Genomic DNA, 24,825 nt, shown 5'->3' with positions numbered 1-24,825 from the left:
TTGTCGAAAGAGCGCTCAAAGCGCATCGTCGCCAGTTTCGCCCGTGCGCACGCGCAACGAAGACGCAACGTCCAGAACGAAAATCTTGCCATCGCCGATTTTGTCGGTTTTGGCGGTTTTGTGGATGGTGTCGACCACCTGGTCGGCAAGACCATCAGCGACCACGATTTCCAGTTTGACTTTCGGCACGAAGTTCACGGCATATTCCGCGCCGCGATAGATTTCAGTATGACCAGATTGCGAGCCAAAGCCTTTGATCTCGGTCACCATCATGCCGCGCACGCCGATCGAAGTGAGCGCTTCGCGCACTTCTTCCAGCTTGAACGGTTTAATTGCTGCAATGATGAGTTTCACGTCATTTACCCCTTGCGGTTGATGCTGTCCCCTAAGGACGTCACGGCTTCACAACACAGTGAGACGGGGGTGGCGACAATAAAACGGGCGGTTTCCAAGGGGCTGGAACGGGAAAAATGCAAAAATTTTGCGCAAATTTTGGTATCTGCCCAATTATTAATCACATGATTTATGACTTCTTTGGCCCCGCCCCCCTCCACAAGTGAGTCGAAAAGGCCTATTTTGTAGAAAAATTGGCAGGTCAAAATGAGCAAAGCCCCTTCAGGCAGACGGCCCCTCGTGGCCCCGCGCCGCAGTTCCGCTTCTGCATCACGCAGTGGCAGCGGTGCAGCTCAGTCTGCGCGGCGCAGTTCCAAGAAGAAGAAAAAACTAAGCGGCAATCATTCGCTGCTTGGGCGGTGTTTCCGTTGGATTGGACGTATGGTGTTTGCCGTGGCGTGGCGTGGCACGCTTTTGCTTGCGCTGATCCTATTTGGCTTCACCTTGTACTATTACAGCAAGCTGCCCCCCGTGTCCGACCTGTTAGACGCGCGCGCGCGCGGCTCAGTGACGATGTTAGATCGCTACGGCGAGGTTTTCGCATGGCGCGGCGAGCAATTTGGCGGCGCAATCACACCTGACACTGTCAGCCCTCATCTCTTGCATGCGGTGATCGCAACCGAAGATCGCCGTTTTTACAATCATTTTGGCGTGAGCCCGCGCGGCATTTTGGGCGCAATGATCATTAATATGCGCGAGGGACGCGGGCCCTTGCAGGGGCATGGTGGCTCAACCATCACGCAGCAGGTGGCCAAGCTGATGTGTTTGGGCACACCCTATGATCCAGAACTCTGGGACAGCGAAGCCGCCTATGAGGCCGATTGCCGCGAAACAACCATCGCCCGCAAATTACAAGAAGTGCCCTTCGCCCTCGCAATGGAGTGGCGCTACAGCAAAGATGAAATCCTAAGCCTTTATTTCAATCGCGCCTATTTGGGTGCGGGCACTCGGGGGTTTGAGGCGGCAGCGCAGCGGTATTTTGGAATATCCGCCGCCGAAGTTAACGCACCCCAAGCCGCAATGTTGGCAGGGCTTTTGGTGGCACCTTCCTATTTCGCTCCCACCCGCAACTTGGAGCGTGCGCAAGAGCGGGCCAAAGTGATTTTGGGCCTCATGGCGCGCGAAGATTATTTGACGGCTTCTGAATTGTCCGCCGCGCGAGCCAACCCTGCCACGCTTTCGGATGCAGCCCGCGACAATATGGGGGGATATTTCGCCGATTGGATCATGTCCGAAGGGCCAAGCTTTCTGACACGCGACACCACAGAAGATGTGATCCTGCGCACCACCTTTGACCCCGCCATGCAGCGCGCCGCTGAAGACGCAATCAATGATGTCTTTACCAACCAAGTCCGCGAAGGATCAGAGGCGCAAGCCGCAATTGTTGTGATGAGCGCCGATGGGGCTGTGCGTGCCATGGTCGGGGGCCGCGATCTGCGGGGGGCAGGTTTGTTCAACCGCGCAACACAAGCACAGCGGCAGACAGGCTCCGCGTTCAAGCCCTTTGTCTACGCAACCGCGCTGGATTTGGGATGGCGTTTTGACGACCTTATTCTTGATGCGCCGCTGACATTGAACATTCCAGGCTCTGGCGCATGGTCACCTGAGAATTACTCGGGGGAATTTTATGGCGAGGTCACCCTGACCGAGGCCCTTCAAGCCTCGCTCAACACCGCTGCGGTGCGTTTGTCTGAACAGGTGGGCCGCGATTTGGTGCGGCAGGTGGCCAGTGAATTCGGCATAGACAGCGATTTGGCGGCTGGCCCTGCCTTGGCGCTTGGGGCTTCTGAATCAAGCCTCTTGGAAATGTCGGGCGCCTATGCAGGTATTTTGAATGGTGGCTCTGCGGTTACGCCTTATGGCTTGTTGGAATTGCGCCTCATGGGGGAGGACACTCCCTTAATGGGCCAAACAGGCGGTATTCGCGAGCGCGTGATCACGGATAATGCAGCGCGCCAATTGATCTATATGATGAACCAAGTGGTCGAAAATGGCACAGGGCAACGGGCCAATCTTGCCAATGTTGAAGTAGCGGGAAAGACGGGCACCACCAACTCAGCGCGGGATGCTTGGTTTATTGGCTTTACCTCCGATTATGTCGCAGGCGTTTGGATGGGCTATGACGACAACCGCCCTCTAACAGGTGTCACAGGCGGCGGATTGCCCGCCGAGTTGTGGCGCCAAACAATGGAGCGTATCCAAGCAAATCAACCCGCCTCGCCTTTGCCGATGATTGACCCAATCGCCGAAGGCAGCCGCGGACCAAATCGTGTGTTGAGCAACAATGAGGGTACAGGCCAAGTCCTAGACGGCGCGGCTGATCTTGCAGAGCAAATTTTGATGCAGGTTTTGGGCGGGCTTTTGGGGCGCGGCGGCCAATAATCAGCTGGCGTTGAGCGCCGCAATGAGGGCGTCAATGCTGCCGCCATTGGCATCGAGAATCGAGCGCATTTCTTGGCCTTCGGTGCTGCGAAGGTCGATGCCTTCAATCAAGATATTAAAGATGCGCGGCTGCCCAGATCCATCAGAAACGAGCCAAATCACCTCAACAGGTGACTGCCCTGCAAGACGCGCGCGGGAGCGCACTTCGAAAAAGCTGCGGATCGGACGCGCACCCGTCACTTCGATTGAGCCGCCCTCAAATTCGTGGAAACGCGCGCCGTATTTACGGGCAAGATACCCGCGCAAGGCCTGTGTGAACGTGCGCCGCTGCGCATCTGACGCACTGCGCCAATCCACCCCCAAGACAGTTTGGGCAATGATCGGCATATCCGCATAGCGATCCAAAATGCGCTCGAACTGTGCGGGCGAAGCCGCGGCACTGCCCGATGCAATGGCGTTCAAATCAGCGCTGACGGTCTGGATCAATGCAGCCGCATCGCCCTCGTTCATCGCGGCTTGCGCCATATGCGCTGTGGAAAGCGCGAAGGACGAGGCCGCAATCAAGGCTGTCAACACAGCACGGCGGTTTGGACGGTCAAACATAGCGCGGCCACCTTTCACTGTGCATAAGGATCCGCATAGGGATCCAGATATGGATCAGCATAGGGGTCAGATGCGGATGCAGCCTCCCCCTCACCACTCACGGTTTCCAAATCACCACTTGCGAAATCGTTCAACTCAAACCGTCTGTTCTGCAGATAAATTAGTCGTGACTGCGCATAGCTATCCGCGCTGTCGTAAAGCACTGTATCAATTGTGCCGCGCAACGCGTAGCGGAGGCCAACCGTGTCAGCCACGCGCACCCGCCGCGCAGCAGACAGTGCATCATCACTGGGGCTGAGATGCCCTAAGGGGTTCATGGCAAAGTCAACAATAAGCCCCGTTGCATCCCGTGTGGTTGAGGGGCCGAAGAAAGGCAATTCCAAATACGCCCCCTCGCCCGTGCCCCAAACATGGAGCGTCTCACCGAAATCGGCGGGTTGCCCCTCGATCCCCATCAGGGTTGCGACATCAAACAGACCGGCCACGCCGATGGTCGAGTTGATCAAAAACCGCGCCCCATTGGTTGCCGCCTGATCCAAACGGGCCTGAAGAAGATTATTCACGAAATTCGAAGGCTCGCCCAAATTCGAGGCCATATTACCGATACCCGTGCGCACAGGCGCAGGGATAACCGTGCCGTAGACCATCGAAACAGGGCGCAAAACAACCGTATCGACACCTTTGTTAACCGCGTGGATACCGCGATTAACGGGTTCCAAAGGATCATTGTCGCTGCGGGTTGCCGCACCATCGCCTACGATCGAGCAGCCTGCTAGAACGGCAAAAAGAACTGCGCCAAGCACAGCTCTTACTCCCCGCTTTTGCGATGTAAAGGTCTTCACAGCCGCCACTTACCAAAATCCTATGAGTCGCACACTCAAGACAGTACATTAGTGCTGCCTGTTGGCCAGCCCAAGGCGAGAAACAATATTTTTTAATTTAATCGCCGATGTGTGCCCATTTGGCCAAGTTATTTGCAGCTGTATTAAAATGCGTTGCAATTGCCAATTGGCAGCGGCTGTGGCAGCGGTAGGGTCAAAGCAATGTTATCACAAGGGATACTGCAATGAGCCAAACCTACGAAGCCCGTCTTGCCGAGCTGGGCGTGACCCTTCCAGACGCGCCCGCCCCTGCCGCCAATTACGTGCCATTCGTGCAATCGGGCACCATGGTCTATGTATCAGGCCAAATCTCGATGAAAGATGGCGCGCTGATTACAGGCAAATTGGGTGCCGATCTTGATGTGACCGAAGGCGCGGCTGCCGCCAAATGCTGCGCTATTGCCCTACTGGCCCAAGTTAAGGCGGCCTGTGGCGGCGATCTTCAGCGCCTGCACCGCGTGGTGAAACTGACGGGGTTTGTAAACTCCACCCCAGATTTCACCGACCAGCCCAAAGTGGTAAACGGCGCCTCGGATTTTCTGGTTGAGGCCTTGGGGGATGCAGGGCGTCATACCCGCTCTGCGGTTTCCGCTGCAGCTTTGCCGTTGAATGTGGCAGTGGAAATCGAGGCGATTTTCGAAATCTCCGCCTAAAGCTGACTCGCACTGCGCGGGTCTGCCTTGACCCGCGCGGGCCATGCGCCACATTTCATACTCTGACAAAAGGGTCATAGCGCGCGCAATGAGCAACGACAATCTCACCATCGAAACGCATGATCGGATCAGCGCAATTGATGCCGAAGATTGGGATCCTTGCGCCTGCCCAGAAGCGCGCGATAGGGGCAGGCCCCTTGATCCTTTTACAACCCACAGATTTCTTGCGGCGCTTGAGGATAGCGGCTCCGTTGGGGCGGGTACAGGATGGCAGCCGCTCTATCTCAGCGTCAAATCTGAGGGGAAAATCATCGCCTGCGCGCCGATGTATGCCAAGTCGCACAGCCAAGGCGAATATATCTTCGACCATGCCTTTGCCGATGCCTATATGCGGGCGGGTGGACGCTATTACCCCAAGCTGCAAATCGCCGTGCCTTTTACCCCCGCCACAGGGCGGAGATTGCTTGTCGCCCCAGAAGCCGAAGGTGTTGGGGATCGCGCGCTGATCACAGGTGCGCTTTCGGTGATGGAAGATCATCACCTATCTTCGCTTCATATCACCTTTTGCACCAAGGACGAGGTGGCCGCCCATGCCGATGCCACCCTCTTGCCACGCAAGACCCAGCAATTTCATTGGCACAATCAGGGCTATCAAACCTTCGATGATTTTCTTGCGGCGCTGTCCTCGCGCAAGCGCAAGAACATCCGCAAAGAACGGGCAGAAGCACAGAATTTTGGGGGCGAGATTGTGCTTTTGACGGGTGATGAGATCGAACCGCATCACTGGGATGCATTCTGGGAATTTTACCAAGATACGGGCGCGCGCAAATGGGGGCAGCCCTATCTAACACGGCGCTTTTTCGATATCGCCCATGAAACCCTGCGTGACGATATGCTGTTGGCCCTTGCCATGCGCGCGCGGCAGCCCGTGGCGGGGGCGCTGAATTTCATCGGACGCGAGACGCTTTATGGCCGCTATTGGGGCTGTGTCGAAGACCATCCCTGCCTGCATTTTGAGCTGTGCTATTATCAGGCGATTGAGTGGGCGATTGCGCAAGGTCTGTCACGGGTCGAGGCGGGCGCACAGGGCGGGCATAAACTGGCGCGCGGATATCTGCCCGTTGAAACCTATTCGCTGCATGCGATGCGCGAGCCCAATTTTTCGGGCGCTGTGGCGGAATATCTCAAGGCCGAGGCCCGCGCGATGGAGGAGGAAATCGAGATCCTCACCAGCTATGGCCCGTTTCGGAAAACAGCCGTGGAGGAACAGGAATGAGCATTGCAAAACTGACCCAAGCCGAGCGCGATAGTGATCTGGCCAGCCTTATAGAAAACGGATGGTCACTTGTGGATAACCGCGATGCAATCGCGAAAACCTATCAATTTTCCAATTTTATTGCTGCTTTTGGATGGATGACCCGCGCTGCGCTACAGGCGGAGAAACTGGATCATCATCCCGAATGGTTCAACGTTTACAACCGTGTCGAAGTGGTTCTGTCCACCCATGATGCAGGCGGCCTGACAGGTTTGGATATCAAATTGGCCCGCGCCATGGATCGCCTTGCAGGCTGAACGCCCTGCCCAAAGCGAGGCAGGGCTCGCTCGTCGTCTAGATCGCAGCTAAAAGGGCTTCGCCGCCTGAGATCTCGCAGGTGCCAGGGCTTTCCTCTGGATGAAATACTTTCACGATGCCGTTTTCCGCATAGAGCGCATAACGTTTTGAGCGGTCGTAAAAGCCCACAGGTTCAGCAGTAAAATTCATACCCACTGATTTGGTAAATGTTGCTGCTGGATCAGCAAGCATTGTCAAACCTGCGGCCTTTGCCCCAGTTATCTCTGCCCATGCTTTCATCACGAAAGGATCATTCACAGAGATGCAGATAATCTCGTCCACACCTTTTTTATCAAATTCTGCCTTAGTGCGAATAAAGCTCGGCACATGGGCAGAGGTACAAGTGCCAGTATATGCGCCAGGCAGACCGAAGATCACAACTTTTCGATCCGCCAGTTTATCGGTCAATGCGATAGTTTCAGGACCATTTCCACCAATTTGCAGAAGGGTTGCTGGTGGTAGCTTAGAGCCAACGATGATCGACATTTTTTGGGCGTCCTTCGCTTGTAAAATTTCTGCGTAACTTTATAGGGTGAAGTCAAAACAACGCCAGACCAAATCTGACGAAGGGCGCGCAAATGGCAGGGATTGCAATTATTGGGGCCGGGCAGGCAGGGGCGGCGCTTGCCGCGAAACTGCGCAGCGGAGGGTATGAGGGCGAAATTGCGCTCTTTGGCCGTGAGCGCGTGCCCCCCTATCAGCGCCCGCCCTTGTCAAAGGCCTATCTCTTGGGAGAAAGCCCGAAAGAGCGCCTATTTCTTCGCCCTGAAACTTTCTACGCCGATCAGAACATCACTCTGCATCTTGGGCAGAGCATCACCGAAATTGATGCCGCAGCACAAAGCATCACCACGGCTGAGGGGGCGGTTTTCACCTATGACCAACTTGCCTTTACCACGGGTGCAGAACCCCGCCGCCTAAGTGCCGAACAAGGGGGCGGTTTGGGTAATGTCTTGACCATGCGCAGCATGGATGATGCCGATAGGCTTGCGCCCCTATTGGAGGACGGCAAACGCGCTGTGATTATCGGAGGCGGATATATCGGTTTAGAGGCCGCCGCCGTCTGCGCCAAGCGCGGGATGCAGGTTACCGTGATCGAGGCCGCCCCACGCATCTTGGGCCGTGTCGCTTGTGAAGAAACCGCCACCTATTTCCGCGACTTGCATGAGGGCAATGGTGTCACCATCCGCGAAGGCGTGGGGCTTGATCGGCTCAGTGGCACCGATGTGGTGCAGGCGGTGTATCTCACCTCGGGCGAGACTTTGGCGGCGGATTTGGTTCTGGTCGGCATAGGGATCATACCTGAAACCCAACTGGCCGAAGCCGCAGGGGTTGCGCTCGATCGCGGGATCGCAACAGACGAGATGGGGGCAACCTCGCTTGCGCATATTTGGGCCGCTGGGGATTGCACAAGCCTACCCTATCGAGGGGAACGTATCCGCCTTGAATCGGTGCAAAACGCGATTGATCAGGCCGAGGCCGTGGCCTGTAACATGCTTGGGGCCGCAACACCTTATGTCCCAAAGCCTTGGTTCTGGTCGGATCAATATGACACGAAACTGCAAATCGCAGGATTGAACACGGGCTATGATCGCATTGTCATTCGCGACAATGGTGAGGGTGCGCGCTCGCATTGGTATTATCAGGGCGACACGCTCTTGGCGGTGGACGCGATGAATGACCCCCGCGCTTATATGGTGGGCAAGCGATTGATTGAAGCGGGCAAAAGCCCCGATGCCGCAGCCATTCAAGATACAAGCGGCGATATAAAATCGCTCCTGCGCTGATGCGGATTATTGGTGGGACATTGCGCGGCAAGAAATTGGCCGAGCTTGGCGCGGGTGATCTGGCCGCACATTTGCGACCGACCTCTGACCGCGTCCGCGAAAGCCTGTTCAATCTTTTGATCAACGGGGCGCGCGGAAATCTTGTGTCGGAGGCCCGCGTCCTTGATCTTTTTGCGGGGACGGGCGCCTTGGGGTTGGAGGCGCATAGTCGCGGTGCAAGCTATGTGCAATTTGTGGAAAATGGCGCAAAATCAAACGCCATTCTGCGCGAGAATGTCACTACCTGCCGCGCCGAAGCGACCACCCACATTCACCGAATGGACGCGCTGAAACTGGGGCGCGCGACATTGCCCCCCTCGACCCTTATCTTCCTCGATCCGCCCTATGGAAAATCCATGGGCGAAGCAGCCCTTGCCGCAGCCCTTTCGGGCGGTTGGATCGCGCCCGAGGCCATTGTGGTTTGGGAGGAAAGCACCCCCCCCGTTTTGCCACCAGAATTCACCCTTCTTGATCAGCGCAGCTATGGTGGCACGCTGATTACCCTAGCCCAAAGAATTTGATCATGTCCCTCTCTGCTGCCCCTCATCTTGTGATTTTCGACTGCGATGGCGTCTTGGTGGATAGTGAGCCAATCACGAACCAAATCTTGGTCGACAATCTGGCGCGTTATGGTTTGCAGGTATCCCTTGCCGATTGCATGACGCTTTTTGTGGGCGGCACGATGCGGGGGGTAGAGACCCGCGCGCGCGAATTGGGGGCCGACTTACCCAAAGATTGGATTGATGAGATTTACGGCGATATTTACGCGCGCCTGCGCCAAGGCCTGCCATCCGTTCGCGGAATCGAAGCTGTGCTTGATCGGCTAGAGGCGGCAGATATTCCCTATTGTGTGGCCTCAAATGGCAGCGAGGAAAAGATGGAGATCACCCTTGGCGCAACGGGGCTTGCGCGCCGCTTTGAGGGCAATCGCTTTTCGGCCCATACGCTTGGCGTGGCCAAACCTGATCCGCGCTTGTTTTTGATTGCGGCTGAGAAAATGGGGTGCGATGCCGCCCATGCCGCAGTGATCGAAGACAGCCCCACAGGCGCAAAAGCGGCCGCGCGGGCGCATATTCCCTGCTTTGGCTATGCGGAACATGATGACGGCGCGCGCCTTGCTGCGGAAGGGGCCTACGTGTTCCACGATATGGCAGATTTGCCTGCGCTTTTGCGCTTGCCTTAACCTTGTGCCTTTGGCTCCGATATGGGACATAAGGGCCAAAGCAGCAAAAAAATAATCAGGCATGAGCAGCGCTGAGGCCCTTTTATCCCGTGTATTCGGCTTCCAAAGTTTCCGCCCTGGACAGGCGGAGATTGTCGAGGCCGTGGCCAAAGGTGAAAACGTCCTTGCCATTATGCCGACAGGTGGGGGGAAATCCCTTTGCTTTCAGTTGCCCGCCTTGATGCGTGATGGCGTCACTTTGGTCATTTCGCCCCTGATTGCATTGATGCGAGACCAAGTGCGGGGCTTGCGCGAGGCAGGGATCAATGCAGGCGCACTTACCTCAGGCAATACGGCCGAAGAAACCGATGCCGTCTGGGACAGTCTGTCCAAAGGCGAATTGAAACTTCTCTATATTGCGCCAGAACGCTTAGCCTCGGGCGGGATGGAGCGAGTTTTGGCAAAATCGAATGTCAGCTTGATTGCCGTGGATGAGGCCCATTGTGTCAGCCAGTGGGGCCATGACTTTCGGCCTGATTATCTGAAAATTGGCGCTCTCAGGCGCAGCCTTGATGTGCCGCTTGCGGCCTTTACCGCGACAGCAGATGCCGAAACCCGTGCCGAGATTGTGACGCGGCTCTTTGATGACCAAGCCCCCCAAACTTTTTTGCGCGGCTTTGACAGGCCAAATTTGAGCCTTGCCTTCGAGGTGAAAAATCAACCACGCCAACAAATCTTATCTTTTGCAGCAGCGCGCAAAGGACAGTCAGGCATTGTCTATTGCGGCACACGCGCAAAGACAGAAACCTTGGCACAAGCCATGCGCGAGGCGGGGCACAATGCCTGCTTTTATCATGGCGGTATGGAGGCCGAAGATCGGCGCATCGTTGAAAGCCGCTTCGCCAATGAGGATGGTTTGGTTGTGGTTGCCACCATCGCCTTTGGAATGGGGGTCGATAAACCCGATATCCGTTGGGTGGCCCAAGCCGATCTGCCCAAATCCATCGAAGGCTATTACCAAGAAATCGGGCGCGCAGGTCGCGATGGCGCACCTGCGGACACGCTCACACTTTACGGCCCCGATGATATCCGATTTCGCCGCACCCAAATTGACGAGGGGCTTGCCCCGCCAGACCGCAAAGCGGCAGATCACGCACGGCTGAACGCGCTTTTGGGGTTGGCCGAGGCTATTTCTTGCCGCAGGCAGGTCTTGCTGCGTTATTTCGGGGAAGACAGCGCGCCTTGCCAGAATTGCGATCTGTGCCAAACCCCGCCCGCGTTATTCGAGGCGGGCGAAGCCGTTCAAAAGGCGCTATCGGCAATTTTGCGCACAGGCGAAAGTTTCGGCGTTGGCCATCTAACCGATATTCTGGTCGGCAATCCCACCGAAAAAGTGCGCGAGCGGGGCCATGACAGTTTGCCCACATTTGGGGTCGGGCGCGAATTTGATACGCGGGGATGGTCAGCCGTTTTTCGGCAAATGATGGGCCATGATTTGGTGCGCCCTGACCCGACACGGATGGGCGCCTTGCGGATGACTGAGGCCGCGCGACCGATATTGCGCGGGGAACAGGGCATCACACTGCGCCGCGATACGGTGCAAAAAACAACGCGCCAACCGCAGGTCAAAACACTCGTTTCCGAGGATGATGCGCCCCTATTATCTGCCCTGAAGGCCAAGCGCCGTGCATTGGCCGAGGCAGGCGGCGTGCCACCCTATGTCATTTTCACCGACAAAACCCTGATCGAAATGGCGCAAACGCGGCCCCAAGACCTTGACGCTATGGCACGCATCTCAGGCGTAGGCGCGGTTAAACTGGAACGCTATGGCGCGGATTTTCTAGCCATCATTACAGGGGAAAGCAGCGCCAAGCTGCATCCCGCACGCCGCAAATTGGCGGGGCAGGCAGGAGCTGATCTCTATGATCAATTGCTCGAATGTCAGGCGGGGCTCTATTACGGGGCAGATAACACCGAAAAACCCTTAAGCTGCACCGCTGCGCAAATCGCGAAAATTGCGCAAATGCGTCCGCGAGATGCGCAGAGCCTGTCGCGGATTCTGGATGAAAAGCGCATCGCACGATTTGGTGACGCTTTTCTCGAAATTTTGCGCACGGGTGGATAATCACCGCGCCTAACCCTAAGTTAGGGTCAAGGTCTGGTTCAGGAGGTTTGATATGCTGGTCGTCATTTCCCCCGCAAAGCGTCTTGATTGGGCTGCGCAAGAGGCAGCCACAACCGCACCCGCCTTCGCGGCGAACGCGCGCGAATTGGCGGCTGTGGCCAAGAAACTGAAACCCGCTGATCTAAAAAAGCTCATGTCCATCTCTGATGATTTGGCAAAGCTGAACCATGAGCGGTTCCAGAATTTTGAGACCGAAACCGATCTGCGCCCCGCAATCTATGCTTTTGCAGGGGACACTTACACGGGACTAGAGGCGCAAAGCCTCTCTGACGGTGGTTTGCGCTATGCTCAAGACCATTTGCGAATTTTATCAGGCCTTTATGGCGTTCTGCGCCCGTTGGATGCCATTGCGCCCTATCGCCTTGAGATGGGCAGCCGCATGAAAAACGCCAAAGGGGCCAACCTCTATGCCTATTGGGGGGATCGTTTGGCGCAAGCCCTAAACGAGCAGGCACAAGCCACTGGCAGCGCATATTTGGTTAACTGCGCCTCGGTCGAATATTTCGGCGCGGTGGATGAAAGCAGCCTCGCCCTGAAGGTCATCACCCCCGTTTTCATGGAGGACAAACCCGCAGGGCCAAAAATCGTAAGTTTTTTCGCGAAAAAGGCACGCGGTGCAATGGCGCGGTTTATCGTTGAAAACCGCATCACCGACCCTGAAGGCCTCAAGGATTTTGATCTTGGCGGCTATAAATTCGCGCCAGAGCTCAGCACAGTAGGAAAGCCGACTTTCCTGCGGGATGAGGCCGCTGCAAAGGCGGCTTAATCGGCGGGTTTGTTCTTCTCGAAATCAGCAAATTGCGCGGCGCTGGCATCGGATTGATACTGCGCTTTCCAATCGTCATAGGGCATTCCGTAAATTGCTTCGCGGGCCGTTTCTTTGTCGATGGAAAGACCCTGTGCCTCAGCCGCTTCTTGATACCACCGCGAGAGGCAATTACGGCAGAACCCTGTCAGGTTCATCATATCAATATTCTGAACATCTTTGCGGCTATCAAGATGCGCAAGTAAGCGGCGAAATGCGGCGGCTTCAAGTTCGGTGCGGGTATGCTGATCCATTCTGCACTCTCCTTTATCTTACGCTAAACTTGGGCATCGCGAAGGGCTTGGTCAAGCAAAGGGGCCAATCGCGCGGTCCATGCTTTTTGATCCTCAGGGCGTTCAATCAAATCATTGCGCAATTCAATCAACACATGGGGTCGCCCTGTCTGTAGGCCATGGCGATCCATTGCATCCCCACCCAAGGCCCCTGAATAGGGTTGGTTATCACCCACACAAAGATCCGCTTCGCCACGCAATAGATCAAGCAGTGGCGCAGCCAAGCGCGTGTCTTGGGCATAGAGCACCCCAACCTGCCACGGGCGCAGGGCGCGACCGCGGAATTGCGGGGTAAAGGAATGCACGGCCAAAAGAACAGGGTTGGGCCGCGCGGCAATCACTTGGGCCAAAGCATTGTGATAGGGGCGGTGGAACTTCGCCAAGCGGCGCTCAACCTCAACCTCGTCCACATAGCGATTGGTCGGAATAATGGTGCCATCATACAGCTTCATCACCAAGGTCGGATCATCCTCGCCCCGATTGGGATCAATCACCAAACGTGAAAAGGTCGAGGCGACAACGGGCGCATCCATCAGCACACCCAAATGGCGCGCGACACCCAAAGCACCGACATCATAGGCGATATGGCGCGCCATATCTTCGGGCGCGATTTGAAGATCACCGCCGTTGACACAAGGCGGCACCGCATTGGACGCATGATCCACCGAAATTACCCAACGAGAGGGACGCATTTCCCCCTCGACTGTGACGGGCGCAAAATCAGGATCCGATATTTGCAGGTTTGACTTAGCCATCGTCACGGAATGCTCACGCTTGTTTGTCAGATTGGGGTTAAATATCAATCGAACTGACAAAGGGCTAGGTCATCAATTCGAATTGAAGATAGATTGCTCTTATGCGCGCTTCGTCTATAAGAGGCGCAAGATGTGAGCGCTAACATTTGCGCAAAACAGAGCCAGACCAAGAGAGCGGCCAGAGGGGAAGATCGAATGAAACGGATGCGGAATGTGAAAATTGTTGCGACATTGGGGCCTACCTCCAGTGACGAAGCGACAATTGAGGCGCTGTTCGAAGCGGGCGCGGATGTGTTCCGCCTTAATATGAGCCATGGCACGCAGGACGACATCGCCGCCCGCCATGCGATTATTCGCCGTATCGAAGAAAAAACAGGCCGCCCCATAGCAATCTTGGCCGATTTGCAAGGGCCAAAACTACGCTGCGGCGTGTTTGAGGGCGATGCCGCGCAAGATCTCGAAGAGGGGGCTGCCTTCCGTTTTGACCTCGACAAAACACCGGGCGATGCGACCCGCGTTTGTCTACCCCATCCAGAAATTTTCGAAGCCTTGGAAGTTGGCGCGCATCTGTTGGTCAATGATGGCAAGCTTAAACTGCGCGTCACCAAATGCGGCAAGGATTTTGCCGATTGTGTCGCTCTCAATGCAGGCACAATTTCGAACCGCAAGGGCGTGAACGTGCCTGATGTGGTGCTGCCTTTGGCGGCGCTTTCGGCAAAAGACCGCAGTGATCTGGAATTTGCTTGCGAATTGGGGGTGGATTGGTTGGCGCTGTCCTTTGTGCAGCGTGCCGCTGACGTTGAAGAGGCCCGTGGATTGGCGAAGGGCCGTGCGGCGATCTTGTCGAAAATTGAAAAGCCCGCGGCCGTGAAGGCGTTTGATGAAATCCTTGCCGCCTCAGATGGCATCATGGTGGCACGCGGTGATTTGGGCGTGGAATTGCCAGTGCAAAACGTGCCGCCCATCCAAAAACGTCTGGTGCGCAAATGCCGCTCTGCGGCAAAGCCCGTGATTGTGGCAACCCAGATGCTTGAATCCATGATCGAAAGCCCCGTGCCAACCCGCGCCGAAGTCTCGGATGTGGCAACCGCGATTTACGAGGGTGCGGATGCTGTCATGCTCAGCGCTGAATCAGCGGCCGGCCAATATCCGATTGAGGCCGTGCGCACGATGGACGCGGTCGCGCGCGAAGTGGAAAGTGATCAAACCTATCGCGAAGTTATTGACGCGTCCCGCCGTGTGAACCGCGCCAGTGTTGCGGATGCAATCGTGGTGGCCGCGCGGGAAATCGCCGAAACCACCAACATCAAAGCGATTTGCTGCTTCACCCAATCAGGCACCACCGCCGCCCTTGTGGCGCGCGAGCGGCCTTGCGTGCCCGTGATTGGCCTGACGCCCGTCTTACGCGTGGCGCGGCGGATGTGTTTGACATGGGGAACAACCTGCGTGCTGACCGAAAAGGTCGAGCGGTTCAAAGGCGCCGTCATCAGCGCCGCGCGCGCCGCGCGTGAAGGTGGGTTTGCCGAAGCTACGGATCAGATTGTGGTGACCGCAGGCGTGCCGTTTAACGTGCAAGGCACAACAAATATTCTGCGGGTCGCCCCTTGTGATGAACGGCTGATTTATTCTGCCGATCCTGAGTAAATTTGAATGCCCCTCGTGAACCTACTTTTGGTGACAGGGACACTCTGTGTAGGGCTCGGCGCGGTTGCGGTGATCTCAGCTTGGGCAAATCGCAAACGAAACGTCACCGCGGCGGGCGTTTTGGGGGCAGGGCTGGCGATGCTGATTGCGGTTTATACCCTCGGCGGTCTTCCCATCGGATGGGCGCCATTTGCAGCAAGTTTTGTTGAGGTGGCGGCACTTATACTCCGCTGAAGAGGGGTTGCGCTTTCACCGTTTTGGGGGTAAGCGGCGCTTTCCAACGGTGCGATCGGCCAAAAGTGGCATGCCGAATCGCGCTTGAACGTTGCCTAAGAAGGAGACGAAAATGCCCAAGATGAAGACGAAGTCGAGCGCCAAAAAGCGCTTCAAAATGACGGCGAGTGGTAAGGTCAAAGCTGGCCAAGCTGGCAAGCGCCACGGCATGATCAAGCGGACAACCAAGTTCATCCGCGACGCGCGCGGCACGACAACATTGTCGGCCCCTGACGCGAAAATCGTCAAAACCTACATGCCATACGCTCGTTAAGGAGGCGCTGAGATGTCCCGCACAAAAGGTGGTACCGTCACCCATCGCCGTCACAAGAAGGTTCTTGACGCGGCAAAAGGTTATTATGGCGCGCGTTCGCGCAACTTCCGCACTGCAACGCAGGCGGTCGATAAAGCCAATCAATACGCAACCCGCGATCGCAAGGCGCGTAAGCGTCAATTCCGCGCTCTGTGGATTCAGCGCATCAACGCTGCCGTGCGCAGCTTTGACGCCGATCTGAGCTATTCGCGCTTCATCAATGGCCTTGCAAAAGCAGGAATTGAAGTCGACCGCAAGGTTCTGGCTGATCTCGCTGTGCATGAGCCAGATGCGTTTGGGGCGATTGTTGCACAGGCGAAAGCCGCGCTCTAATCTGCGCCAAAATTTGGTAAGTGAAGCCCCTGCCAACGATTTGGCGGGGGTTTTTCTTTGCTCAACACGCAGCCAAAAGCCGTTGCCCCTGTTGCAGGCCTTGCATTTGAGGGTTCTTGTGATAGCTCAAGCGGCAATTCTACGGAGACAAACCCATGACCGCATTTGATGACCTGCGCCACCTTTGGCTTGATCGCATTGCTCAGGCCTCGGACGAAGCCTCGCTTGAAGAGTTGCGCGTGGCTGCCCTTGGCAAAAAAGGTGAGATCAGCCTGAAGATGCGCGAGCTTGGGCAGATGAGCGCCGAAGAGCGTCAGGTGGCAGGCCCCGCGCTCAACGCGCTGAAGGATGAGGTCAACAGCGCGCTTGTGGCGAAGAAAGCCGCGCTTGGCGATGCCGCTCTAGATGAACGGCTCAAGGCAGAATGGCTAGATGTGACCCTGCCCGCCCGCCATCGCCGTCAGGGCAGCATCCACCCCGTGAGCCAAGTCACCGAAGAAGTCACCGCGATTTTCGCGGATATGGGCTTTGCCGTGGCAGAAGGCCCGCAGATTGAAACGGATTTCTACAATTTCGATGCGCTGAATATTCCAGGCCATCACCCTGCCCGCGCTGAGATGGACACATTCTACACCCACCGCGCCGAAGGGGATGACCGCCCGCCCCATGTGCTGCGCACGCATACAAGCCCCGTGCAAATCCGTTATATGGAGGCCAATGGCGCGCCTTGCCGCATCATTGCACCTGGTCGCGTCTATCGCGCCGATTACGACCAGACCCATACACCGATGTTCCATCAGGTCGAGGGCTTAGCAATTGATAAAGATATCTCCATGGCCAATCTGAAATGGGTGTTGGAAGAATTCTTTTCGGCCTTTTTCGGCACGGCAGTCAAAACGCGCTTCCGCGCCTCGCATTTCCCCTTCACCGAACCCTCTGCCGAGGTGGACATCCAATGCTCATGGGAAGGCGGCACGGTGAAGGTGGGCGAGGGCAATGACTGGCTCGAGGTGTTGGGGTCAGGCATGGTGCATCCTAAGGTTCTGCAAGCAGGTGGGATTGACTCCAATGAATGGCAGGGCTTTGCCTTCGGCATCGGGATCGACCGCTTGGCAATGCTGAAATACGGCATCCCCGATCTGCGCGCGTTTTTCGACTCAGACCTGCGCTGGCTGCGCCATTACGGCTTTGCCGCCTTGGATATGCCGAATTTGCATCGGGGGTGAGGGGATCAATCCCCACGCCCCGCCCGAATAGCGCCGAAGGCGCCGGGCGAGCGCCTGCCCGCCGCACCGGGCTGGCGCGCGCCCTCATTCCACCCTTCCAATCACGCGCGCCGTGGTTTAATCGACATCCGACCGCTTAAACGGAGGCCCGCGCCATGAAATTCACGCTGTCTTGGCTGAAAACCCATCTCGACACCACCGCTTCGGTTGAGGACATCGCCGATGCGCTGACTGATCTTGGGCTTGAGGTGGAAGGGGTCGAAAACCCCGCCGCGAAATTGGCAGGGTTTCGTCTGGGCCGCGTCAGCCATGCCGAACAGCACCCAGATGCGGATCGTCTGCGCGTCTGCACTGTGGCCACCGATGAGGGGGACAAGCAAATTGTCTGCGGCGCGCCGAATGCGCGTGCGGGCATCACTGTGGTTGTCGCACGCCCTGGTGACTATGTGCCGGGCATTGATGTGACGCTTTCGGTTGGTAAAATCCGCGGGATCGAAAGCCACGGGATGATGTGTTCCGAGCGGGAATTAGAACTTTCGGACGAACATAACGGCATCATCGAATTGCCCTCAGGTGAGGTGGGTCAAAGCTTTGCGGATTGGTTGGCGGAGCATGATCCCGAAAAGATTGACCCTGTGATTGAAATTGCCATCACCCCGAACCGCCAAGATGCGCTTGGCGTGCGTGGCGTGGCGCGGGATTTGGCCGCGCGCGGTCTTGGCACGTTGAAACCCTATGAGGTCGCCCCCGTCAAAGGCAGTTACCCCTGCCCGATCTCCGTGACGATTGACACCGATACGCTTGATGGCGCGCCGCATTTCACGGGCCGCGTGATCCGTGGCGTAAAGAACGGGCCATCGCCCGCATGGTTGCAAGCGCAGCTCAAAGCCATCGGACTGCGCCCTATCTCCGCCTTGGTCGATATCACCAATTTCTTCACCTATGACCAAAACCGACCCTTACACGTTTTTGATGCCGATAAGGTCAAAGGCGGCTTGCGTGTTCATCGCGCCAAAGGTGGCGAAGAATTATTGGCCTTGGACGAGAAAACCTACCGCTTCGGCGCGGGCCATATGGTGATATCCGATGAAAATGGCCCCGAAAGCATCGCGGGCATCATGGGCGGTGAAGAAACGGGATGCACGGATGAAACCGTGAACGTGTTTCTTGAATCGGCTTGGTGGGATCCTGTGCAAATCGCCTATACAGGGCGTGATCTGAAAATCCATTCGGATGCGCGGTATCGCTTTGAGCGGGGGGTTGACCCTGAATTCACCCGTGACGGGCTTGAGGCGGCAACGCAGATGATTCTTGATCTCTGCGGCGGTGAAGCCTCAGATGTGGTTGAGGCGGGCGCGGCGTTGAAAACGGCGCGCAGCTACAGCTTGAACCCTGCGCGCGTGATCAGCCTTGTCGGTATGGACATCCCGCGCGAGGAACAGGTGCGCATCCTGACCGCGCTTGGTTTTTCGGCCAGCGGCAGTGGCGAGACACTTGAGGTTTGGGTGCCCTCGTGGCGGCGTGATGTTCAAGGTGAGGCGGATTTGGTGGAAGAAGTGGCGCGTGTCGCCTCGCTCACCAAACTGGCGCCAAAGCCCTTGCCCCGCCTCAGCACAGGCGTGACCCGCGCCGTCCTGACCCCAATGCAAAAACGTGAAGCCACGGGGCGGCGCACCCTTGCCGCTTTGGGGTATAATGAATGTGTCACCTATAGCTTTATTGATCAAAAATCTGCGGCGCTCTTTGGCGGCGGCACGGATGTGGTGCGTTTGGAAAATCCGATTTCTTCAGAAATGAGCCATATGCGTCCCGCGCTTTTGCCTGGCCTTTTGCAGGCAGCGGCCCGCAACCAGGCGCGCGGCATGACAGATTTGGCCTTGTTTGAACTGGGGGCCGCGTTCCATGGCGGGGAACCTGAAGAACAGCACACGCAGGCCGCCGGTCTTTTAACCGGTCAAACGGGCCCGCGTGATCCGCATGGGGCACGCCGCGCTGTGGATGTGTTTGATGCCAAAGCCGATGCTGAAGCCGTCCTTTCGGCCATGGGTGCGCCTGCGCGGATGCAAATCATGCGCAGCGATGATCCTTGGTGGCATCCCGGACGGCATGGGGTTCTGTGCCTTGGCCCTAAGAAAATCTTGGGCGTATTTGGTGAAATTCACCCCAAAATCTTGCGCGAGATGGATGTGAAAGGCCCTGCGATGGGGTTTGTTCTTTATCCAGCTGAAATTTCATTACCCAAGAACGTTTCGGCCAGCCGTGGCGCCTTGGAAATCAGCGATCTGCAACCCGTGGAGCGCGATTTCGCCTTTGTCACCGATGTCACGACCGCTGCTCTTGATCTGGTCAATGCGGCCCTTGGTGCAGATAAGGCTTTGATCACCGATGTTAGCGTCTTTGACGAATTCATCGGCGGCTCACTTGGGGAAGGGCGCAAGTCAATCGCGCTGACTGTGCGGATGCAGCCGCGCGACAAAACATTGACCGAGGACGAAATCGAAGCCACTGCCGCCAAAATCATTGAAAAAGTGGGTAAGGCGACAGGGGCAACCTTGCGCGGTTAATCTGCGCCCGTTTCGCTGCAATGGCGGCGAAAGGCGGATTTCAGCAAATCAAATTCTGCGCGCAGCATGTCCAACTCTGCGTGCAGATCCCCCGCAATCTGGGGATCACAGACCACAGAAAACCGATCTAACACCGCCCCTGTCTCGTGGCGGATGTCGACAATTTGCACCTGCGCCCCAATCAGATGTGCTGGCAGCTCAAGGCGCAATAGACAGGCTTAACCCGTGCCACGCGTGGCCGTTCCGATGGCAATCACCTGCCCGTTCACAACAGCCTCAAAGCGCAATGCGTCCTCGGTCATATGGGCCACTGTGGCCTCATAAACCCCATCTTTAACGCCCAACCGCGCAAGCGTCAGTTCCGTCATGCTTTGATCCCCTTACTCAAAGTTCGGCGCGCGGCATGCACACCACAAGAAAATCGCCCAACTGCAATAAGTTCATGCTGGGGCGCTCAAAAATCAGATCAATCCAGATTTTTTCGATCCGTTTGTCGTTTACTTTGGAATAGGCCATGTCGAATTCGGCACTGAGCCTGCCGTTGTGCCATTCCATTTTGCGCACCATTTGCTCGGAATTCGGGCCATGGATCACATTGACCCGCGCATAAAGATCAATCGGGAAATCCATGCTGATATCGAGCGAAACTTGAAGAATATCCGACAGCTTAACGCTCGCCGCCCGCGCGCGGAGCACATCAAGCGCCATGGATAAAAACGATCCATCAAACCGAAAAACTTCTAAGGAAATGGCAAAAGGGGCGCTTGCGTGAGGATCATTGCGCGGGGTTTGGCGCAAAATAATCACTGATTGTGTGCAATCATGAAAAATCTTGAGACCCCCTGTCAGATCAAAGGGGCTTTGCACCGCAACTGTGGTCGCGGGTTCAATCGGTTGAAACAAGACATCAGGGCGATACCCCCAATGCGCAATTTCAGGCAAACCCTCTTGGCGGTCTTGTCCAATGGCGCTGCGGCGCAAATCCTGATCCGCCAATCGCGCCAAGGTCATCAAATCACCTGCATAGGCGATGGCCTCAGCGCGGCGCTTTTGCAATTCCGATAGGGACAGTTTGCCAAGCCGCGCTTTCAAAGCCGTAATATCGGCGTTGAATTTTATCCATCTGGCCTGCGAAAATGACGGCCTGCGCCAGAACCCCATCCCATTGCCCTCAAGCTTGGCCCGCCCCTCCCAGTCAGAGGGGGGCCTTTTCCAGTTTAGCAAAGATAGAGGTAAGGGGATTTTCTCTAATTGAAAAGCCTACGCAGCAATCCAACCGTATCAAGTGTGCGCACAACGGTGCGCGCTGCCCGTGCGGGTGACACGGTGCGGGTGGTTGGGCGGGTTGGGGCACTGCTTCCTGAACCATCGCCGCTTTGCGCGGTGGCTTGATCGCTATCATACGGGCCATCAGGCAAGGGGGTTGGTTCCGCCTCGGCCAAAATTGCGGGCTGTAAACTTGTTTGATTATTGGCCGTAGCGATTTGACCCGCAAACGCGCGCAACGTCTCAAGGCTTTGCGCCTCGGTGAGGTTACTGTCTTCGAGCGCAAGAACACTGAGCGTGGCGATGCGGTTGCCCACATCCATATAGACGCGCCAGTAATCTTCTTTCACACTCCGAATGCTGCTGGCCGAACTGTCGCGCGCATTCAAAAAAAACACATCGCCTTGATGAAACATATCCAGAATTTCAACCGAATTTGGATCTTGGTCGCGGCTTAACAATCCACGCCCTTGCTCGGAGGTGAAAAATGCAGCCATTGCAGGGATATTGCTGCGCAAACTGCCCTCTGGCCCTGCCTCGGAAATGGCGGCCGTCAGGATTGAGGGATGTTCTGGCTGTGGCAGGCGCGGTGAATTTCCAATAGCCGCGCAATTTCCCAAAAGCACAAAGGCGCTTATGCCGCGATCTTGGGTCGCCGCTGGATCTATGCAAAACCCATCAGGCCCAGTGACCACCAAGCGGTCACTGGTTACGGCAATTTCTGTATCCACATCTGGAGGGGGCCCCGCATAAGGCGCCCCACCGCCCGAGCAGCCGAAAAGAAAAAGGCCCGCACCCAAGAGGGTGCAGGCCTGAACGGATTTAGATGTCCATATAGACATGCTTCTCCTCTTTGCCGCCTGGATGCGTGACCGCCCCATAGCGCGCTGAACCCACCTGCTGCGCATATTTCCAAAGCGCACCCGTGGCGTAGATTGTTGGCTTTGCGCCTTGCCAATCGGCGCGGCGGGCTTCCAATTCAGCGTCAGACAGATCAACGCTGATCTCCCCATTGATCGCGTCAATCGTGATCATATCCCCGTTTTTCAAGAGACCGATTGGCCCACCATGGGCGGCCTCTGGCCCAACGTGACCGACACAGAAACCACGGGTCGCACCCGAGAAGCGGCCATCGGTGATCAGCGCCACTTTCTTACCCATGCCCTGACCAGACAGGGCCGCCGTGGTTGCCAACATCTCACGCATACCTGGCCCGCCAGACGGGCCTTCATTGCGGATAACAATGACTTCGCCTTCTTTGTAATCGCGGGTTTGAACAGCCGCGAAAGCGTCTTCTTCTGATTCAAACACGCGGGCAGGGCCTGTGAATACAAGCTGCTCTTTTGCCATACCCGCAACCTTGACGATGGCACCATCTGGGGCAAGGTTCCCTTTCAGACCGACCACGCCGCCTGTTGGCGACAAGGGTTTCGCGATGGGATAGATCACGCGACCATCTGCTTCGCGGGTGATGATGTCGATCTCTTCACCAATGCTGCGGCCTGTTACCGTCAAGCAATCCTCATGGATCAGACCCGCTTTCCGCAATTCTTTGAGAACGACAGGAACGCCGCCCGCCTCATACATATCTTTAGCCACATATTGGCCACCGGGTTTGAGGTCGACAAAGTAGGGGGTGTCTTTGAAAATCTCGCAGACATCAAACAGGTCGAAATCAATACCCGCCTCATGGGCGATGGCCGGCAAATGGAGGCCTGCATTGGTCGAGCCACCTGTGCAAGCCACAACGCGCGCCGCGTTCTCAAGACTTTTGCGGGTCACGATATCGCGGGCGCGGATGTTCTTTTCGATAAGCTTCATCACAGCTTCGCCCGAAGCCACGCCATATTGGTCGCGGGACTCGTAAGGCGCAGGCGCACCCGCTGAATTGGGCAGCGCCAAACCGATGGCCTCAGATACACAGGCCATGGTGTTTGCCGTAAACTGACCGCCACAGGCACCTGCCGAAGGACAGGCCACACGTTCCAAAATAGCGAGCTGTTCGTCAGAGTAATTGCCCGCCTGATGTTGACCCACCGCCTCAAAAACGTCTTGCACGGTCACATCTTTGCCGTCCAACCGACCCGGCAGGATGGAGCCGCCATAGATAAACACCGATGGCACGTTGAGGCGCACCATGGCCATCATCATACCAGGCAGGGATTTATCACAGCCCGCCAATCCCACCAGCGCGTCATAGCAATGCCCGCGCATGGTCAATTCGACAGTATCCGCAATCGCTTCACGCGATGCCAAAGAGGAACGCATCCCCTCATGCCCCATCGCGATCCCATCAGTCACAGTGATGGTGGTAAATTCGCGCGGCGTGCCATTGGCGTGCTTTACACCCAATTTCACCGCCTGCGCCTGACGGCTGAGCGCAATGTTACAAGGCGCTGCTTCGTTCCAGCAGGTGGCGACACCCACAAAAGGCTGCGCGATTTCGTCCTCGGTCAAGCCCATCGCATAGTAATACGAGCGATGCGGTGCGCGCGCAGGCCCTTGCGTCACGTGACGGCTTGGCAGTTTGGACTTATCGAATTTGCTCTGCGACATGGCAGCCTCCCTTGGGGTCGATAGAAATGTTACACTCGGCATAAACTTTGGGCCCCTGCGGCACAAGCGCGATTGGAAAAGACCCATGAAACCTCAGTTTCAGACTATAGAAGGGCCATTTATGGGTTCAAGCGGAATGGGGATTTAAAGCGCTGATGCTTCGGGTATTTTTTGCACCACAAAATCAGCCCAATTTGATGGTCGAAGCCGCGCGGGCGCAACCTGCTTTGTGGCGGGTGATTGTGGGCATGGTCATCTGCCTTTTGACCTATGTCTTGGGGCTGTTGGCCTATTTCTATGCAATGTCGCATTTGATCGGCACAAAATTCGAAGCCGTATGGACGGCTGACCCGCAAACATCTGGCCCGAGCCTGACGCTGATCCTTCTGGGCAGTTTCGTGACCATGATGGTTGGCCCGTTTTTTGTGGCATGGCTGCTGCATGATCGTAGCCCATTGTCACTATTTGGCCCATTGCGCCAAATGCACCGACAGTTCTGGATTGCGGTGGCGGTGTTTTCTGCCCTCGCGACACTCAGCGCGCTGATCCCGACCGATTTTGCCCTTGTGAAAAGTCTGGGCCTCAAACAATGGTTGCTTGTGCTGCCTCTCGCCCTTGGGCTGATTGCCATCCAGACTGGGGCTGAAGAACTTCTGTTTCGCGGCTATCTTCAAAGCCAACTGGCCGCGCGGTTCAAATCCCCAATCATCTGGGCAGTTTTGCCGTCCCTTCTGTTTGGTCTTGCCCATTTTGCAGCAGAAGAACATGGCAGCGCGGCGTGGTATCTTGTGTTGGCCACAGGCGTTTTCGGGCTTTGCGCCGCTGATTTGACCCATCGCTTTGGCACAATCGGGCCAGCGTGGGGATTTCACTTTGCGAATAATGTGATGGCAATGTTGGCTGTTTCGCTGCCCGGTGCTTTGGGGGGGCTTGCCCTTTATCATTTACCGATTGCAGCCAATGATGCCGAGGCGATGGTTCCCCTCATCTTGCGCGACATTGCTGTTACAATTGTGATTTGGCTTGGCATCCGTTTTGCCCTGATATGGCGCGAAAATGCCCATCGCTGATTGCAATCTGCTGCGCCATTGCCTATTGCG

Annotated in this window: 27 protein-coding genes; 16 read left to right on the top strand and 11 right to left on the bottom strand. The window is 56.5% G+C overall.

From position 1 onward, the window contains the following. Window positions 1-15: 15 nt before the first annotated feature. Window positions 16-354 (bottom strand): P-II family nitrogen regulator, encoded by a 339-nt coding sequence (locus tag AAC621_RS07105; protein WP_317657167.1) that lies wholly within the window; start codon window positions 352-354, stop codon window positions 16-18. Window positions 355-600: 246 nt separating this feature from the next. On the opposite strand from AAC621_RS07105, the gene AAC621_RS07100 reads away from it, so the two are divergent. Then, window positions 601-2,775, top strand: a complete 2,175-nt coding sequence (locus tag AAC621_RS07100) for a transglycosylase domain-containing protein (RefSeq protein WP_340253712.1) — start codon at window positions 601-603, stop codon at window positions 2,773-2,775. Here the strand turns inward: AAC621_RS07100 and AAC621_RS07095 are convergent, their stop codons facing one another. Further along, window positions 2,776-3,378, bottom strand: coding sequence for an MlaC/ttg2D family ABC transporter substrate-binding protein (locus AAC621_RS07095; RefSeq protein WP_340253709.1), 603 nt, complete (start codon window positions 3,376-3,378; stop codon window positions 2,776-2,778). 14 nt (window positions 3,379-3,392) lie between these two features. Beyond that, window positions 3,393-4,229 carry an MlaA family lipoprotein gene (locus AAC621_RS07090; protein ID WP_340253706.1) on the bottom strand — a complete coding sequence of 279 codons (837 nt, stop codon included), beginning with the start codon at window positions 4,227-4,229 and terminating at the stop codon, window positions 3,393-3,395. 215 nt (window positions 4,230-4,444) lie between these two features. Here AAC621_RS07090 and AAC621_RS07085 point away from each other — a divergent pair, with 215 nt between their 5' ends. The 3 genes from AAC621_RS07085 to AAC621_RS07075 all read left to right on the top strand — a co-directional run bounded on the left by AAC621_RS07085 (window position 4,445) and on the right by AAC621_RS07075 (window position 6,484). After that, complete coding sequence (locus AAC621_RS07085) at window positions 4,445-4,912, top strand: RidA family protein (RefSeq protein WP_340253703.1); 468 nt, start codon at window positions 4,445-4,447, stop codon at window positions 4,910-4,912. Between the two features lie 88 nt (window positions 4,913-5,000). Beyond that, window positions 5,001-6,188: a GNAT family N-acetyltransferase gene (locus AAC621_RS07080; RefSeq protein ID WP_340253700.1), complete on the top strand. Its 1,188-nt coding sequence runs from the start codon at window positions 5,001-5,003 to the stop codon at window positions 6,186-6,188. Continuing rightward, window positions 6,185-6,484, top strand: coding sequence for a 4a-hydroxytetrahydrobiopterin dehydratase (locus AAC621_RS07075; protein ID WP_340253697.1), 300 nt, complete (start codon window positions 6,185-6,187; stop codon window positions 6,482-6,484). Before AAC621_RS07080 ends, AAC621_RS07075 begins: the two co-directional genes overlap by 4 nt. A 37-nt stretch (window positions 6,485-6,521) precedes the next feature. On the opposite strand, the gene AAC621_RS07070 is transcribed toward AAC621_RS07075, so the two are convergent. Beyond that, the gene (locus AAC621_RS07070) at window positions 6,522-7,010 is read right to left on the bottom strand and encodes a peroxiredoxin (RefSeq protein ID WP_340253693.1); all 489 of its coding nucleotides are present in this window, start codon (window positions 7,008-7,010) and stop codon (window positions 6,522-6,524) included. Between the two features lie 92 nt (window positions 7,011-7,102). Between AAC621_RS07070 and AAC621_RS07065 the strand changes: the two genes are divergently transcribed. From AAC621_RS07065 to yaaA, 5 genes are all read left to right on the top strand, one after another. After that, on the top strand, window positions 7,103-8,311 hold the full coding sequence (locus tag AAC621_RS07065) for an NAD(P)/FAD-dependent oxidoreductase (RefSeq protein WP_340253690.1): 1,209 nt from the start codon (window positions 7,103-7,105) through the stop codon (window positions 8,309-8,311). After that, complete coding sequence (gene rsmD / locus AAC621_RS07060; protein ID WP_340253687.1) at window positions 8,311-8,871, top strand: 16S rRNA (guanine(966)-N(2))-methyltransferase RsmD; 561 nt, start codon at window positions 8,311-8,313, stop codon at window positions 8,869-8,871. The genes AAC621_RS07065 and rsmD overlap by 1 nt, the downstream gene beginning before the upstream one ends. 2 nt (window positions 8,872-8,873) lie before the next feature. Then, entirely contained in the window at window positions 8,874-9,533 is a 660-nt protein-coding gene (locus AAC621_RS07055; protein WP_340253684.1) for an HAD family hydrolase, read from the top strand. Window positions 9,534-9,594: 61 nt separating this feature from the next. Continuing rightward, window positions 9,595-11,637: a DNA helicase RecQ gene (recQ, locus tag AAC621_RS07050; RefSeq protein WP_340253681.1), complete on the top strand. Its 2,043-nt coding sequence runs from the start codon at window positions 9,595-9,597 to the stop codon at window positions 11,635-11,637. 52 nt (window positions 11,638-11,689) lie between these two features. Further along, complete coding sequence (yaaA, locus tag AAC621_RS07045) at window positions 11,690-12,463, top strand: peroxide stress protein YaaA (RefSeq protein ID WP_340253678.1); 774 nt, start codon at window positions 11,690-11,692, stop codon at window positions 12,461-12,463. Here yaaA and AAC621_RS07040 read toward each other — a convergent pair. Beyond that, window positions 12,460-12,756, bottom strand: coding sequence for a DUF1244 domain-containing protein (locus AAC621_RS07040; protein ID WP_340253675.1), 297 nt, complete (start codon window positions 12,754-12,756; stop codon window positions 12,460-12,462). The genes yaaA and AAC621_RS07040 overlap by 4 nt on opposite strands. Before the next feature lie 23 nt (window positions 12,757-12,779). Beyond that, a complete protein-coding gene (locus tag AAC621_RS07035; protein WP_340253672.1) occupies window positions 12,780-13,550 on the bottom strand; it encodes an N-formylglutamate amidohydrolase in 771 nt (256 codons plus the stop codon). A 195-nt stretch (window positions 13,551-13,745) separates the two neighbouring features. Here AAC621_RS07035 and pyk point away from each other — a divergent pair, with 195 nt between their 5' ends. From pyk to pheT, 6 genes are all read left to right on the top strand, one after another. Next, window positions 13,746-15,194, top strand: coding sequence for a pyruvate kinase (gene pyk / locus AAC621_RS07030; RefSeq protein ID WP_340253669.1), 1,449 nt, complete (start codon window positions 13,746-13,748; stop codon window positions 15,192-15,194). 15 nt (window positions 15,195-15,209) lie between these two features. Then, window positions 15,210-15,428: a hypothetical protein gene (locus AAC621_RS07025; protein ID WP_340253666.1), complete on the top strand. Its 219-nt coding sequence runs from the start codon at window positions 15,210-15,212 to the stop codon at window positions 15,426-15,428. A gap of 112 nt (window positions 15,429-15,540) precedes the next feature. After that, the gene (gene rpmI, locus AAC621_RS07020) at window positions 15,541-15,741 is read left to right on the top strand and encodes a 50S ribosomal protein L35 (protein ID WP_317657150.1); all 201 of its coding nucleotides are present in this window, start codon (window positions 15,541-15,543) and stop codon (window positions 15,739-15,741) included. A 12-nt stretch (window positions 15,742-15,753) separates the two neighbouring features. Beyond that, on the top strand, window positions 15,754-16,113 hold the full coding sequence (gene rplT, locus AAC621_RS07015; protein ID WP_340253663.1) for a 50S ribosomal protein L20: 360 nt from the start codon (window positions 15,754-15,756) through the stop codon (window positions 16,111-16,113). Window positions 16,114-16,268: 155 nt separating this feature from the next. Then, complete coding sequence (gene pheS / locus AAC621_RS07010; protein ID WP_340253660.1) at window positions 16,269-17,339, top strand: phenylalanine--tRNA ligase subunit alpha; 1,071 nt, start codon at window positions 16,269-16,271, stop codon at window positions 17,337-17,339. 155 nt (window positions 17,340-17,494) lie between these two features. Next, entirely contained in the window at window positions 17,495-19,903 is a 2,409-nt protein-coding gene (pheT, locus tag AAC621_RS07005) for a phenylalanine--tRNA ligase subunit beta (RefSeq protein ID WP_340253657.1), read from the top strand. Here the strand turns inward: pheT and AAC621_RS07000 are convergent. From AAC621_RS07000 to ilvD, 5 genes are all read right to left on the bottom strand, one after another. Then, on the bottom strand, window positions 19,900-20,112 hold the full coding sequence (locus AAC621_RS07000) for a hypothetical protein (protein WP_340253654.1): 213 nt from the start codon (window positions 20,110-20,112) through the stop codon (window positions 19,900-19,902). The two genes, pheT and AAC621_RS07000, sit on opposite strands and share 4 nt — an antisense overlap. Window positions 20,113-20,121: 9 nt before the next feature. Beyond that, window positions 20,122-20,271: a hypothetical protein gene (locus tag AAC621_RS06995; protein WP_340253651.1), complete on the bottom strand. Its 150-nt coding sequence runs from the start codon at window positions 20,269-20,271 to the stop codon at window positions 20,122-20,124. Between the two features lie 16 nt (window positions 20,272-20,287). Continuing rightward, entirely contained in the window at window positions 20,288-21,064 is a 777-nt protein-coding gene (locus AAC621_RS06990) for a DUF6478 family protein (protein WP_340253648.1), read from the bottom strand. An 86-nt stretch (window positions 21,065-21,150) separates the two neighbouring features. Further along, entirely contained in the window at window positions 21,151-22,011 is an 861-nt protein-coding gene (locus AAC621_RS06985) for a hypothetical protein (RefSeq protein WP_340253645.1), read from the bottom strand. After that, the gene (gene ilvD, locus AAC621_RS06980; RefSeq protein WP_340253642.1) at window positions 21,992-23,725 is read right to left on the bottom strand and encodes a dihydroxy-acid dehydratase; all 1,734 of its coding nucleotides are present in this window, start codon (window positions 23,723-23,725) and stop codon (window positions 21,992-21,994) included. The genes AAC621_RS06985 and ilvD overlap by 20 nt, the downstream gene beginning before the upstream one ends. A 155-nt stretch (window positions 23,726-23,880) precedes the next feature. Between ilvD and AAC621_RS06975 the strand changes: the two genes are divergently transcribed. Next, window positions 23,881-24,795 carry a CPBP family intramembrane glutamic endopeptidase gene (locus AAC621_RS06975; RefSeq protein WP_340253639.1) on the top strand — a complete coding sequence of 305 codons (915 nt, stop codon included), beginning with the start codon at window positions 23,881-23,883 and terminating at the stop codon, window positions 24,793-24,795. The last annotated feature ends 30 nt before the right edge of the window (window positions 24,796-24,825 follow it).

It is taken from the genome of Roseobacter sp. HKCC-CH-9208 (assembly GCF_037805125.1).
Taxonomy (GTDB): domain Bacteria; phylum Pseudomonadota; class Alphaproteobacteria; order Rhodobacterales; family Rhodobacteraceae; genus M30B80.
The sequence above is the reverse complement of the archived record's forward strand: the minus strand, read 5'-3'. Positions and strand labels throughout refer to the sequence as shown.

Excerpts from the sequence above, each read along its gene's own strand:
- AAC621_RS07085 (WP_340253703.1), top strand. The coding sequence starts at position 4,445 with ATGAGCCAAACCTACGAAGCCCGTCTTGCCGAGCTGGGCGTGACCCTT.
- AAC621_RS07035 (WP_340253672.1), bottom strand. The coding sequence starts at position 13,550 with ATGGCTAAGTCAAACCTGCAAATATCGGATCCTGATTTTGCGCCCGTC.
- AAC621_RS07075 (WP_340253697.1), top strand. The coding sequence starts at position 6,185 with ATGAGCATTGCAAAACTGACCCAAGCCGAGCGCGATAGTGATCTGGCC.
- pyk (WP_340253669.1), top strand. The coding sequence starts at position 13,746 with ATGAAACGGATGCGGAATGTGAAAATTGTTGCGACATTGGGGCCTACC.
- AAC621_RS07070 (WP_340253693.1), bottom strand. The coding sequence starts at position 7,010 with ATGTCGATCATCGTTGGCTCTAAGCTACCACCAGCAACCCTTCTGCAA.
- pheT (WP_340253657.1), top strand. The coding sequence starts at position 17,495 with ATGAAATTCACGCTGTCTTGGCTGAAAACCCATCTCGACACCACCGCT.
- AAC621_RS07065 (WP_340253690.1), top strand. The coding sequence starts at position 7,103 with ATGGCAGGGATTGCAATTATTGGGGCCGGGCAGGCAGGGGCGGCGCTT.
- AAC621_RS07080 (WP_340253700.1), top strand. The coding sequence starts at position 5,001 with ATGAGCAACGACAATCTCACCATCGAAACGCATGATCGGATCAGCGCA.
- AAC621_RS06975 (WP_340253639.1), top strand. The coding sequence starts at position 23,881 with ATGCTTCGGGTATTTTTTGCACCACAAAATCAGCCCAATTTGATGGTC.
- AAC621_RS07095 (WP_340253709.1), bottom strand. The coding sequence starts at position 3,378 with ATGTTTGACCGTCCAAACCGCCGTGCTGTGTTGACAGCCTTGATTGCG.
- ilvD (WP_340253642.1), bottom strand. The coding sequence starts at position 23,725 with ATGTCGCAGAGCAAATTCGATAAGTCCAAACTGCCAAGCCGTCACGTG.
- rsmD (WP_340253687.1), top strand. The coding sequence starts at position 8,311 with ATGCGGATTATTGGTGGGACATTGCGCGGCAAGAAATTGGCCGAGCTT.
- AAC621_RS07100 (WP_340253712.1), top strand. The coding sequence starts at position 601 with ATGAGCAAAGCCCCTTCAGGCAGACGGCCCCTCGTGGCCCCGCGCCGC.
- pheS (WP_340253660.1), top strand. The coding sequence starts at position 16,269 with ATGACCGCATTTGATGACCTGCGCCACCTTTGGCTTGATCGCATTGCT.
- rpmI (WP_317657150.1), top strand. The coding sequence starts at position 15,541 with ATGCCCAAGATGAAGACGAAGTCGAGCGCCAAAAAGCGCTTCAAAATG.
- yaaA (WP_340253678.1), top strand. The coding sequence starts at position 11,690 with ATGCTGGTCGTCATTTCCCCCGCAAAGCGTCTTGATTGGGCTGCGCAA.
- recQ (WP_340253681.1), top strand. The coding sequence starts at position 9,595 with ATGAGCAGCGCTGAGGCCCTTTTATCCCGTGTATTCGGCTTCCAAAGT.
- AAC621_RS07055 (WP_340253684.1), top strand. The coding sequence starts at position 8,874 with ATGTCCCTCTCTGCTGCCCCTCATCTTGTGATTTTCGACTGCGATGGC.
- AAC621_RS06995 (WP_340253651.1), bottom strand. The coding sequence starts at position 20,271 with ATGACGGAACTGACGCTTGCGCGGTTGGGCGTTAAAGATGGGGTTTAT.
- AAC621_RS06990 (WP_340253648.1), bottom strand. The coding sequence starts at position 21,064 with ATGGGGTTCTGGCGCAGGCCGTCATTTTCGCAGGCCAGATGGATAAAA.
- rplT (WP_340253663.1), top strand. The coding sequence starts at position 15,754 with ATGTCCCGCACAAAAGGTGGTACCGTCACCCATCGCCGTCACAAGAAG.
- AAC621_RS07040 (WP_340253675.1), bottom strand. The coding sequence starts at position 12,756 with ATGGATCAGCATACCCGCACCGAACTTGAAGCCGCCGCATTTCGCCGC.
- AAC621_RS06985 (WP_340253645.1), bottom strand. The coding sequence starts at position 22,011 with ATGTCTATATGGACATCTAAATCCGTTCAGGCCTGCACCCTCTTGGGT.